This window comes from Acetobacterium wieringae, assembly GCF_001766835.1.
GTDB lineage: Bacteria > Bacillota > Clostridia > Eubacteriales > Eubacteriaceae > Acetobacterium > Acetobacterium wieringae.
The window spans coordinates 13,816-26,015 of the sequence record NZ_LKEU01000015.1 but is presented as its reverse complement, the minus strand read 5'-3'; the positions used below and the strand labels follow the sequence as shown (position 1 = coordinate 26,015).

Below are 12,200 nucleotides of genomic sequence, written 5' to 3'. Positions count from 1 at the left end.
ACGGCCTCATCCGTTATTTTATAATACAGATTAAATATGAAAAGAGGTAGAAAATGAAAAAAACTAAGATTGTCTGCACGTTAGGACCAGCAGCAGATACAAAGGAAATACTACGAGAACTTATTCTCAATGGAATGAACGTGGCACGGTTGAATTTTTCTCATGGTAGCCATGAAGAACATGCTGCCAGAATTCAGCGGATTAAAGAAGTGCGAAAAGAGCTGGGAATCCCGGTGGCGATTATGTTGGATACCAAAGGCCCGGAAATCCGAACCGGAGAACTAAGTGCTGGAAAAGTGGAATTGGTGGCTGGAGAAAAGGTAACGTTAACGACTGAAATAATTTCGGGCGATGCAAAGCGATTCAGCATTTCCCATGAAAATCTTCCCAATGAAGTCTCACCGGGATGTCGAATTCTGATTGACGATGGTTTAATTCAACTGGAAGTCGACGATGTTTTTGACACGGAGATGGTTTGCAGCGTCTTAAACGGTGGAACCCTGGGCAGTAAAAAGAGTATTAACCTGCCAGGGATGAGCATTGAATTGCCAGCACTGACTGAAAAAGACCGCAGTGATATTATTTTTGGCATCCAGCAGAAGGTTGATTACGTGGCGGCATCCTTTGTCAGAAAGCCTCATGATGTACTGGAAATTAGAAAAGTTCTGGAACGTAATGGCGGCGACCGTATTGACATTATTTCTAAAATTGAAAATCAGGAAGGTGTTGAGAACATTGACCGGATACTAAATGTTTCAGATGGGATCATGGTCGCCAGAGGGGATTTAGGGGTAGAAATTCCTGCGGAAGATGTTCCTTTGGTTCAAAAAACGATTATCAGAAAATGTAATTTACTGGGCAAACCGGTTATTACGGCCACGCAGATGCTGGATTCAATGATGCGTAACCCCAGACCAACCCGGGCTGAAGTTGGCGACGTAGCCAATGCGGTATTTGATGGAACCGATGCTGTGATGTTATCTGGTGAAACCGCAGCTGGCTCCTATCCGGTTGAGTCTGTCAAGACGATGTATAATATTGTCGTAAAAAGCGAAGATTCAGAGGAGTATGCCCGTCGGAAAAAACCTGATCATGGCGAGCTGACCATTACCAATGCCGTTAGCGAAGGGGCCTGCCAGATTGCTGAACAGTTGGATGCTCAAACCATTATTGCGGCAACATCGTCAGGACACACCGCCCGGATGATTTCTAAATACCGCCCGGATTGCGGCATTCTGGCGGTAACCGATAAGGTAACAACCGTCCGTCGGTTAGCCCTGGTTTGGGGAGTCAATTGTATTTATACGCCAGAGTTTGGCGACACCGATACAATGATTATGGACGTGGTCAAAAAAGCTGTCGAACAGGGTTATGTCAAATTTGGTGATCTGGCAGTAGTCGCCGCCGGTGTCCCGCTGGGCGTTCAGGGAAATACCAATATGATCAAAGTTCATACCGTTGGAAATGCGATTATCAATGGGGTGGGTATTGGCAAAAAACCTGTGACTGGCCATGCCAAGCTTATTACTGCGGCTAACCTGGATGATTTCCGGGAAGGCGATATTTTAGTGGTAAAAACCCTGACACCGGAGGTCAGCCAGGTCTTGCCACTGGCTTCTGCAATAATTACGGAAGAAGGTGGACTCAGTTCGGAAGGTGCAATTGCTGGACTTCATTATGATATTCCGGTTATTGTAAATGTTGTTAAGGCGCTGGAGATTCTGGAACATGGTAAGCTGATCTCAGTTGACCCCAAACGTGGGGTTGTCTATCAGGGGCGGGTTCAAATGATGTAATTAGCCATAAATATTCAAAAAAGCGACCGTTGTTTTTCAATACGGTCGCTTTTTTGTGGAACAAATTCGCTTCAGTCAATTTTGTAAGTGAGCTGATAGGTTTGGGATAGGGTATGTTCATCAGCAGAACTGATACTGTCAGAGCTTTTTTCGACTGAGAAAAAAAGCACCGACTTGTATGGATGACAGATAATCTCAGAATTGATATTCAGTGGGGCTGTAAGTTGGAGGGGATTTTTGCCATTGGCATCCATAATCCAGATTGATTTTAGCTGAGAATCGGAATTTGGCGTTGTTTGGGTAAAGACAATCCGTTCCCCATTGGGTGTAAACCGGGCTGACTTGTAACTACCAGTAGCGAGGCTGTTTGTGGTACTGGCACTAGTGTTCCAGGTGCGAATACTTTGGGCATCTCCGCTGTTTTTAATAAAGACAACCTGATTGGTTAAATCGTTTATATCAAAACTGCTTACATTCTCGGCAATCATCGTTGAAGCCAGTTCGTTCGACCCATCTTTCATTTTGGCGTAATATAAATTGGTTCGCTCTTCGTTTTGAGGATCGGTGGCAATAAAGATAAAACCTTTCTCCTGACTGATGAAGTCAACAGCCAAAATAGTATAGTTATTAAGGACACTGTAAACCTGACGATTTCCCTCGCTATCGGCCAGGACAATTTGGTTGTTGTTGTTGGCATAGACTACCTGGCCGGAATCGCCAATGCCGAAGTGTTGAATGACGTTTTCTTCGGGAAGGGAAATAACCCGGGTAGTATTTTGATTGACATCTGACCAGATAATCTGGCTGCCAACATTGCCAGTAATCGGATCAATCAGCTTTTCGGCATAATAGATACCAGTATCAAAGGTATCATAAAGGGCACTCAAGGCTTTTTTATCAGAATTGACAAAAGCCGACAACTGCATGGTTTCGGTGTTATAGGTGTTGATGTTGTAGGTCGTACCAAAGGTGAAAAGAACCAGATTGTTGCCACTATTGGTGATGTCCTGAACCACTCCGGGAGACGCCATCGTATAGGATTGAATGCTGATTTGCTGGGGGGATGGCTTACTGGAGACCGGATCATTGCGCAAAACAACCGGAACGTTAGTGGGAATAAAGAGGTTCTGGCAGCCGCTGCTGGTGATCAGAATTAAGAGGATGAGAGCAAAAAAGCATAGTTTATTTTGCGTTTTTTTCATCTTGATCACCTCCATAAATTAAAACCGATAGAATGGGAAGGGTGACAATAATATTGGTACCTTCGCCAACCTGACTGACGATGTCGATTTTCCCCTCGTGTTTTTCGACAATCTGCTTGACAATATAGAGGCCCAATCCGGAACCGCCTTCATCAGTACCTCGGGAGCGATCTTCTTCAACCCGATAAAAAGCATTGAAAATGCGCTTTTGTTCGATTTCTGAAATCCCCGGACCATAATCCCGGATGGACACCACGATGTGATTATCTTCGATGGCAGATACAACATCAATGATATCACCACGGTTTGAGTACTTGATGGCGTTATGAATAATATTGATAAAGACCTGCTGAAGCCGGTCATAATCTCCCAAAATTTCTGGAAGTTCGTCAGACACATAGTTAATTTCAACGTCGGACTGGCTGGCTTTAATCTGCATTTGTTCGACGACATCGGAAAGCAGCAAAACGATGTTTAGATTCGTTTTCTTAAAATCAAACTCGGCTTTATCAAATTTATTCACATTTAATAAATTATCAACCAAGCGCAACAATCGGTGCCCTTCACGGTTGATGGTATTCAGCGAGCGGTTGATAATTTCCGGATCTGCCACCTGTCGACGGGTAAGCATATCCGTATAGCCAATAATCGTCGTTAGTGGGGTGCGTAACTCATGGGAAACACTGCTGATGAATTTTCGCTGTTCTTCCTGAATATGCCGGGCAGCGGTCATGTTACGGATAATAATCATATAGTTTTCTTCAAAACCTTTTTCCCGGATGGGACTGCCAATGAGCAAAAGATTCCGGTTGTTGCAGTCAATTTCTTCAGAAATATGATCCTTGCCGTTCTTAAGGCTGTCAAAGATATCCCGCAAAAATGACTGATATTGAAAGTCATAAATCGTTTTGGGATTGCTGACATTGAAATACGTTTTAATGTAACTGTTTGAGGTGATTATATTGCCATTCTTATCGATGGCCAAGAGCCCGTCATCAATCGATGCCAAAACTCCGGCCAGACGTTTTCGCTCCGATTCCAGCTGCAGGATGACATTGTTGATATTGGTAACCATGTCATTAAAGGCCTGGGTCAGATCGCCGATTTCATCGGTGTGCTTATAATAAATCGTCAAATTATAATTGCCATGATTGATTTCTTTGGAGATCTTCGTCAGATCTTTGATCGGTTGAAAAAAGTGTTTCGAGAATGACATGGTGACAAAAATTAGAACCATCAGACCAATCAATCCGCCAATTGCAAAAAGGATTCCGGCAACATGCAGAAAAGTGTCCATTTCATGCATCGAATAAACAAAACCAATGTATCCCACAATGCTATTATCAATGGTAATTGGGGCGGTAAAATAAGCCATACTGGCATCATTAATCGATTTGAGGGTAAATACCGGGGCATTCTCAGCCAACGACAGCTCAAGTTCGGTGTTAAGGATATTATTGATGGTCGTCTCATCGACGGAGTCCGCAATGCGATTGCCCTCTGTGTCAAACAGCAGAACCCGATGGTTTTCTTTTTCAGAAATGCTTTTAGAGAGATACAGACTATTGCCGATAAACCGGTTTTTTAGAGGGTCAGAGCTTTGAATGTTTTTTAATTCCTGGCTGATAAACAAGGTGGAGTCCTGGGCTGTTTTTTGTAAGTCATCTTTTGTTTGATTGATGTAGTAATAGGAGGTTCCCTGAAAAACGCAAAATACAACAATTAAAAATGCAAAAGCAAAAAGCAGAATGTTGTATAAGATCATTCGAACCCGATAGCTTAGTTGCATTAAAGTTTCCTCATTTTATATCCAATTCCAAAAACAGTTTGGATGTATTTATTGCCCTGGGTGTCAATTTTACGGCGGATGCGCTGAACGTGCATATCAACGGTTCGGGTATCGCCATAATAATCATATCCCCATATTTTTTCCAGTAGGGTATCTCGGGGGAAAACCTGTTCCAGATTGGAGGCCAGCAAAAAGAGTAACTCAAACTCTTTGGGAGTAAGATGAATTTCTTTGCCATCCAGCATGACCATTCGCTCATCGGCATAAATGCTCAAATCACCATTTTTAAGGAGTGATTCTTGTTTTTGGGGCTCAATGGTAATATTTGAACGACGCAGATGGGCTTTGATCCGGGCTAACAGCTCTCGATTGTCAAAAGGTTTGGTCAGATAATCATCTGCACCCAGTTCCAGTCCCAAAACCTTATCAATAATATCAGTTTTAGCGGTTAAAAGGATAATCGGAACACCGAGCTGGGGAGAGAGTTCCCGACAGACATCATAACCGTTTTTCTTGGGCAGCATGATATCCAGTACAATCAGATCGGGGTGAATCGCCAGTGCTTTTTCAACGGCTTCCACACCGTCGCTGGCAGTTTCCACCTGATAACCTTCAAATTCCAGTTCCAATTTTATTAAATCAACAATCGATGCTTCATCATCGACAACGAGAATTTTTTCATTCATTTTTATACCTACTTTCTTTTGTTACTATAATAAAATATTATTAATTAGAGATTAAAACCACAAGTTCAACTGTTCCTTATTTTGGATGGCGCCTAACACCCGGTCATCCAGATCCGGAATGGTTTTGCGGAGATTTTTAATCATCATTTTGATGTCTTCCCGTTTCGTATGGCCATCGGCAGGACAGGTGCTCGGGATGACCGGTAGAGTTTTGATTTCCGGATCGCCGATAATATCTCGTTCCTTAACAAAAATTAAGGGTCGGATCAAGGTGATGTCTTTTCGATCCAGATAGGTTACCGGTGAGAAGGTGTTAATTCGTCCTTCATAAAACAGACTAAGAAAAAAAGTCTCAATCGCATCGTCGGCATGGTGACCCAGGGCAATGGTACGACAACCCCGCTCAATCGCCAGATCGTGGAGGGCACCTCGTTTCATCCGGGCGCAGAGTGAACAGGGATTTTTTTCCTGTCGTTCTTCAAAAACGATTGGTCCAATGGAAGTTTTTTTGATGGTATAAGGGATATCCAGACGGGCACATAAATCAATCAATGGAGTCAGATCCATGCCCCCAAAGCCCATGTCGAGGGTAATTCCTTCCAGTTCAAAAGGGACTGGCGAAAAGTACTGAAAGCGCTTCATGGCGACCAATAGTGCGGTACTATCTTTACCACCGGACAAACCGACAGCAATGCGGTCACCGGGCTTAATCATTTGATATTTTTCAACCCCCCGACGTAGGGGGCCAAGAATTTTTTTCATTGAGTGCTCCTGTGTTTATCATGATGCCGAAGTAAGTGTTCCTTAACCGAAGCTTGTCAAAATCATTCATAAAAGGTACAATATAGACTTAATGGCATTCTATAGTCATTCTAACACTTAACCGGAGAGATTAAAAGGAGATTTGTTTATATGCAACAGGCAATTATTAATTTTTTGGCATTTTTGCCGGATTGGCTGGAGATCATCGTTATTTCAGCCATTCCGGTTGTTGAACTGCGCGGGGCCATTCCCCTGGCAATTTTAGCTTATGATATGTCGTATCTACAGGCCTATCTATTGGGGGTTCTGGGGAGCATTATCCCGGCGCCATTTATTTTGATGTTTATCCCAGCTATCCTTAAATGGATGTCAGGTACTAAAATATTCGGGAAGATGGCCAGTTGGATTATTGCCAAAGGAATGAAAAAATCAGATAAACTGACGCAGTATGAGTTTTGGGGTTTGTTTATTTTTGTTGCCATTCCCTTACCGGGAACCGGGGTTTGGACAGGGTGTCTGGCAGCTTCGCTAATCGGACTGGATTTTAAACATAGTATGATTTCAGTTACTTTGGGATCGGCTACGGCAGGAATTATTGTTACGGCATTGGTTGCCGGTGGGCTGTCTTTATTTTAGAAAACAGGAGTAGTAATGGCACTATCGCAGAATTTTTATCTAGAAAACAGAAGAAAGATGGCAGAACAGCTGGAAAATAATAGCTTGGCAATCCTATTTTCTGGTCGGGAAATCGCAATGACCGAGGACGCCAGCTATCCTTTTTTTGCCAATAATAATTTTTATTATTTAACTGGGATTCGTGAGCCGGAGGTGGTTCTGGTAGCGATCAAAGATCATCACGGTGATTTGTCCTGGAAGCTCTTTATTGAAGAAGCGGATCCACTGAAAGAAAAGTGGGTGGGTAAGAAGATTACTTGTGAAGCAGCAAAAGCGGTTTCGGGTATTAATGAAGTCTTTTATATCAAAGAGCTACCCCGGGTGATTGGTCTGACATCATCCAGTCAGATTTTGTATTTTGATTTTAAATCACCCCAACATCAAAGCTTTAAAACCGAAGACGAAGAGCTCAAAAAAACGTTGAAGCAGTGTGAAATAAGGGATTTGCATCCGATTTTGGCAGCAATGCGACTGATTAAAACGCCAGAAGAAATCAGTGCCATTACGAGAGCCAATGCCATTACCCGACAAGGCATTGAGGAGATGCAGGTTCTTATCAAACCGGGGACCTATGAATATGAACTGGCGGCTTTTTTTGAGTATTTTGTCAAAAAGCAGGGCTCCGAAGGCGTGGCGTTTGAAACCATCGTAGCAGCGGGAAAAAACGCCACTGTTTTGCATTATGTGTCCAATCGCTGTGCCTTAAAAGCCGGTGAGCTGGTGCTTCTGGATCTGGGGGCCCGGGTCGACGGCTACTGTGGTGACATCAGCCGTACCTTTGCAGTAAATGGAGAAATGACAATGGATCAGGAAAAACTCTACGGAATTGTCAATGCGGTTCAACAGGAACTGTTCACAGCCTATCGACCGGGGGCTGTGCTTAAAGAACTGCAGAATCTGACCAAAGAGCTGTTCCTGGAAAAATGTTGCCGCGCCGGTTTTGTTCCTGAAAACAATGATATCACGGAGTTTTATTATCATGGAATCGGTCATTCGTTGGGTTTGGACACCCACGATGTTCGACCAGCCGGAGATCTGATCCTGGCACCAGGCATGGTCATGACCGTGGAGCCGGGGCTTTATCTGGAAAAACGGGGTCTTGGGATTCGGATTGAGGATGATGTGGTGATCACTGATTGTGGCTGTGAAGTCTTGTAGCGATAGCTTGATTTGCTCATCAAATTAAGCTGAGGTTATCCTTGCCAAAACTTTAGTCAGTAATAAAATGCTTGACAAAGAAAATAATGATGTGTATGATTTAAAAAAAAGTAATTGAATATTTACCTATCCAGAGAGGTGGAGGGACAGGCCCGATGAAACCCGGCAACCAGCATGTGCATGGTGCCAATACCTGCGATATTTTCGCAATGATGGGATTTAATGTGAACATTAGCCTCGTCATCAGACGAGGCTTTTTTCGTGATTTAAGTATCAGGTAAATAGACATTACAGAATAAAAAAGGAGAACAAAATGAAAAAATTATTTACCTCAGAATCGGTAACAGAGGGACATCCCGATAAGATTTGTGATCAGATTTCTGATGCCGTTCTGGATGCGATTTTCGAGCAGGATCCGATGGCTCGGGTGGCGTGTGAAACGTTGGTGACAACTGGCTTGGTACTGGTTGCCGGTGAGATCACCACTTCTTGCTATGTGGATATTCCTAAACTGGTCAGAAATACCGTCCGCGAAATTGGTTACGACCGTGCAAAATATGGTTTTGACTGCGACACCTGTTCAGTTATCACAGCCATCGATGAACAATCGGCGGATATTGCCATGGGTGTGGACGAGGGATTGGAATCCCGAAAAGGTGAAGCCAGTGAGGTTGATTTGGCTACTGGTGCTGGAGATCAGGGGATGATGTTTGGCTTTGCCTGCAATGAAACCCCGGAACTGATGCCGTTGCCAATCTCTTTGGCGCATCAGCTGGCCAAACGACTCACCGATATTCGAAAAGAGAATGTTGTTGATTACCTGCGGCCAGATGGGAAAACCCAGGTAACGGTGGAATACAATGACGGCGTCCCGACCCGAATTGATACAGTGGTTATTTCGACCCAGCACAGCGCTGATGTTTCATCAGAAACCATTGAAAAAGATATGATCGAAAAAGTGATTAAAGCGGTCATTGATCCTCAATTATTGGATGCCGAAACCAAATATTTCATTAACCCCACCGGCCGTTTTGTTATCGGCGGACCTCAGGGAGACTGTGGATTAACCGGTCGAAAGATCATTGTCGATACCTATGGTGGTTATGGTCGCCATGGTGGCGGGGCGTTTTCCGGGAAAGATCCCACAAAGGTGGATCGCTCTGGAGCCTATGCCGCCCGACACGTGGCTAAAAATATTGTCGCTGCTGGTCTGGCCGACAAATGTGAAGTGGAATTGGCTTATGCCATTGGGGTGGCAAAACCGGTGTCAATATATGTTGATACCTTTGGTACCGGAAAAATTGAAGACGACCGAATTATTGCCTTGATTCAAAAACATTTTGATTTAAGACCGGCAGCGATTATTAAAAACCTAGGTTTGCGAGCGCCAATCTATAAACAAACCGCCGCCTATGGTCATTTTGGTCGCCCAGATCTGGATCTGCCCTGGGAACGACTGGATATGGTGGAAAAACTGAAAAACGATCGATAAGAAAACCGCCGATCAAAAATAGAATTTTATTGATTCGTGTGTTATGTCATTAATTCGGGGTATATCAAAAAGGCACATTAAGATTAGAATGTACCCCGAATCACCCAAAAAGCAAAGCGGAGGAAAAAATGAAAAAATCGATTGAGAGTTATAATGCCTTTGGAAAAGACAAACCGGTTGCAGAACAATCCCAGTATCATATGAATTGTGCCGAGGTTTTGCTACGGGCGGCCAATGACACGTATGAGTTAAAAATTCCGGAAGAGAGTTTTCGGATGCTTCAGGGTTTTGGGGCCGGATTTTATTCTGAAAGAACCTGTGGCGCTTTTTCTGGTTCACTGGCAGCCCTGGGCGCTTTATATACTGAAGAAAGACCATCAGACCAGGCTAAAATGACGCGTGCAGCAAAACTTTTAGTCGAAGAGTTTGAGAAAGAGTTTGGCAGTTTGGATTGTGATTATATCAAAAAACACTATCGGGATGAGGTGGAAGCCTGCAACCCGGTCAAGCTTCGGGCAGGACAGGTTTTTGATCGGGTCGTTGCAGCATTGGAAAAAGAATAAAGACAAAAATAGCCGTAAAAGAGAAAGATGGAGGTTGTCAGATGAATCAAAGTGAAGCGAGATCCCTGGGTATTGATATGTTGGAACGGTCATATGGCAGATGGTGGCTGATGCTGCTGGATGGGCTTTGTTTTATTGCATTGAGCATCTTTGCCATCTTTTTTAGCAATCAGGCCATTACCCTGTTGGTCTTTGTTTTTGGTGTCTATCGTGGGATTATGGGAATTATCTATATTGTCTCAGCCCTAGTGTTGCGTAGCAAATACGGCGCTGAGGCCGGCTTTAGCCTGGGCAGAGGTATCTTTAGTTTGATTATCTGCGCTATTTTTTTACTGGTACCCAATGTGATTGTCTCATTTTTTATTATCATAATCGGCATCTGGGCAATTATTACCGGGATTTTTCTATTGATTATTTCTGCAAATTCTGGGACTGCCGGCAGAATTGCAAAAATCGTGCTTGGGGTAGGATTTATTGCCTTTGGGATTTACGCCTTTATTAATCCGATGGGTCCGGCCAATCTGATTGTGATAATCGTTGGGATTGCGTTTGGCATCCTTGGTTTATTTTTAGTGATACAGTCAATTGGCATGAAACGAACCTTTTCCCAAATAAAAAAGGTCAAAAGAGGGTTTGAGGATTATCATGTTGAATGAAATGGCGAAATAATAGCGAATTATTGAGCAGCTCGGGTGAACAACCGGAGCTGCTTTTTTTAGTTGTGGAGCAAATCAGAGTGGTTTTATCGATTCCTCTTTACGTTGCTTCGACAATGCTTCTCAATAAATGCAAGGGCCGTTTCAGTTCCGTTTTCCTGATCTATGAGGGACTTCAGAGCCCGGGATTTTGATTGAACCGCCTCTTCTTCAAAGGCAATGAAGCGTTGAATCAGCGATCGTGTCGTGATCTGGGTTTCCTTGAGCGGTTTGAGGGCATACCCCTGTTGATAGAGGCGGTTGGCCCAGAAGGGTTGATCCACCGAAAAGGGTATAATCAGCTGCGGTTTGCCGCTTTTGATGGCGGCGGCCATGGTTCCCACACCACCATGATGGACGATTCCTTTTCCATGGGGAAACAACAGCGAATGGGGGGCTGCATCGATGGTCAGCAGATCGGCGTCATCTTCAAAGCGAATGCCACTGTTGCCAGTTAATAGGATACCCCGCTGATGGGTGGCAAGAAGCGCTTCCTGAAGACAGTTTTTGAATTGTTCAGGCGCTTTAAGAGGCATACTGCTAAATGAGACGATTATAGGAGCTGATCCGGCACTTAAAAACGATGTGAGGCTGGAGTCAAGTTGCTCGGCTGCGGAATCAAGATAAAAAAAACCCGGCGTCAGAACCCGGCCCTCCCAGCTGGTTACTTCCGGAAATAAGGCCTTACTGATGGGATAAATGATCGGGATTGCTTGATCGTTCAGAGAAAAGGTATAGAGTCCGCTTTTGCGTTTGGGCAGATGCAGGGTTTTTTCTCTGAAATCATTGACTTCATTGATACTTGAGCGTTCGGCCTGAGCCATTACTGAATAAGTCCAGCGATTGAAATGTTTTCCCAGATTTTTGGTCGGAGAGATGGCCAGGTTGGGGAATTCATCAATTGGCAAGGTGATCGGTACCGGGGGAATGCTGATACAGGGAATGTCGAGCGCTTCAGCAATATCCGGAGCACCGAAGGCTTTGGGGTGATAGAGGATCACATCTGTCCCCTGGGCGGCTTCATAAAATTGATCCAAAGACTTTCGAAAATTCGGGTTGACCACTTCATCGAGATATTTTTTAGTTCGGAATGGATGGCGCAGGGCATGTTTAAAAACCATCTGTCCTTCAGTGGTCTCCAGCATCGCCATCAGATCACTAGCTGCTTCTTTAAATTCGATTCCGGCTGCTTCAATAAATGGCTTGAATGTTTTTCCGGTACAGATGACGGCCTGATGCCCTTTTTCTAGGGCTTTTTGTCCCAGGGCGACAAAAGGTTGGACATCACCGCGGGTTCCCAAGGTTAAGATCGCAATTTTCATGAATGGTTCCTTTCTCTGCTTTTCAGTTTGCAAATCAATTCACGTCTAAATCATACCAGA

General features: G+C 44.0%; 11 protein-coding genes and 1 riboswitch. Of the genes, 6 read left to right on the top strand and 5 right to left on the bottom strand.

Annotated features, from left to right (window positions below; all coding sequences use genetic code 11):
- Positions 1-53: 53 nt before the first annotated feature.
- A complete protein-coding gene (pyk, locus tag ACWI_RS03685; protein ID WP_070370083.1) occupies positions 54-1,796 on the top strand; it encodes a pyruvate kinase in 1,743 nt (580 codons plus the stop codon).
- 71 nt (positions 1,797-1,867) lie between these two features.
- Here the strand turns inward: pyk and ACWI_RS03680 are convergent, their stop codons facing one another.
- From ACWI_RS03680 to ACWI_RS03665, 4 genes are read right to left on the bottom strand one after another with little or no spacing between them, the layout of a single operon-like run.
- Positions 1,868-2,998 carry a TolB-like translocation protein gene (locus tag ACWI_RS03680; protein WP_070370082.1) on the bottom strand — a complete coding sequence of 377 codons (1,131 nt, stop codon included), beginning with the start codon at positions 2,996-2,998 and terminating at the stop codon, positions 1,868-1,870.
- Positions 2,979-4,787 (bottom strand): HAMP domain-containing sensor histidine kinase, encoded by a 1,809-nt coding sequence (locus ACWI_RS03675; protein ID WP_070370081.1) that lies wholly within the window; start codon positions 4,785-4,787, stop codon positions 2,979-2,981. The genes ACWI_RS03680 and ACWI_RS03675 overlap by 20 nt, the downstream gene beginning before the upstream one ends.
- Positions 4,787-5,473, bottom strand: coding sequence for a response regulator transcription factor (locus tag ACWI_RS03670; protein ID WP_070370080.1), 687 nt, complete (start codon positions 5,471-5,473; stop codon positions 4,787-4,789). Before ACWI_RS03670 ends, ACWI_RS03675 begins: the two co-directional genes overlap by 1 nt.
- A 51-nt stretch (positions 5,474-5,524) precedes the next feature.
- Positions 5,525-6,235: a tRNA 2-thiocytidine biosynthesis TtcA family protein gene (locus ACWI_RS03665; protein WP_070370079.1), complete on the bottom strand. Its 711-nt coding sequence runs from the start codon at positions 6,233-6,235 to the stop codon at positions 5,525-5,527.
- Positions 6,236-6,385: 150 nt separating this feature from the next.
- Between ACWI_RS03665 and ACWI_RS03660 the strand changes: the two genes are divergently transcribed.
- The 5 genes from ACWI_RS03660 to ACWI_RS03640 all read left to right on the top strand — a co-directional run bounded on the left by ACWI_RS03660 (position 6,386) and on the right by ACWI_RS03640 (position 10,779).
- Positions 6,386-6,871: a COG2426 family protein gene (locus ACWI_RS03660; RefSeq protein WP_070370078.1), complete on the top strand. Its 486-nt coding sequence runs from the start codon at positions 6,386-6,388 to the stop codon at positions 6,869-6,871.
- A gap of 15 nt (positions 6,872-6,886) precedes the next feature.
- Positions 6,887-8,068: an aminopeptidase P N-terminal domain-containing protein gene (locus ACWI_RS03655; protein WP_070370077.1), complete on the top strand. Its 1,182-nt coding sequence runs from the start codon at positions 6,887-6,889 to the stop codon at positions 8,066-8,068.
- A gap of 123 nt (positions 8,069-8,191) precedes the next feature.
- Positions 8,192-8,287, top strand: a riboswitch (SAM riboswitch).
- Positions 8,288-8,381: 94 nt separating this feature from the next.
- Positions 8,382-9,560 carry a methionine adenosyltransferase gene (gene metK, locus ACWI_RS03650; RefSeq protein ID WP_070370076.1) on the top strand — a complete coding sequence of 393 codons (1,179 nt, stop codon included), beginning with the start codon at positions 8,382-8,384 and terminating at the stop codon, positions 9,558-9,560.
- A 128-nt stretch (positions 9,561-9,688) separates the two neighbouring features.
- Positions 9,689-10,123 carry a C-GCAxxG-C-C family protein gene (locus ACWI_RS03645; protein WP_070370075.1) on the top strand — a complete coding sequence of 145 codons (435 nt, stop codon included), beginning with the start codon at positions 9,689-9,691 and terminating at the stop codon, positions 10,121-10,123.
- Between the two features lie 41 nt (positions 10,124-10,164).
- Entirely contained in the window at positions 10,165-10,779 is a 615-nt protein-coding gene (locus tag ACWI_RS03640; protein ID WP_070370074.1) for a DUF308 domain-containing protein, read from the top strand.
- Between the two features lie 86 nt (positions 10,780-10,865).
- On the opposite strand, the gene ACWI_RS03635 is transcribed toward ACWI_RS03640, so the two are convergent.
- The gene (locus ACWI_RS03635) at positions 10,866-12,140 is read right to left on the bottom strand and encodes a glycosyltransferase (protein ID WP_070370073.1); all 1,275 of its coding nucleotides are present in this window, start codon (positions 12,138-12,140) and stop codon (positions 10,866-10,868) included.
- Between the last annotated feature and the right edge of the window lie 60 nt (positions 12,141-12,200).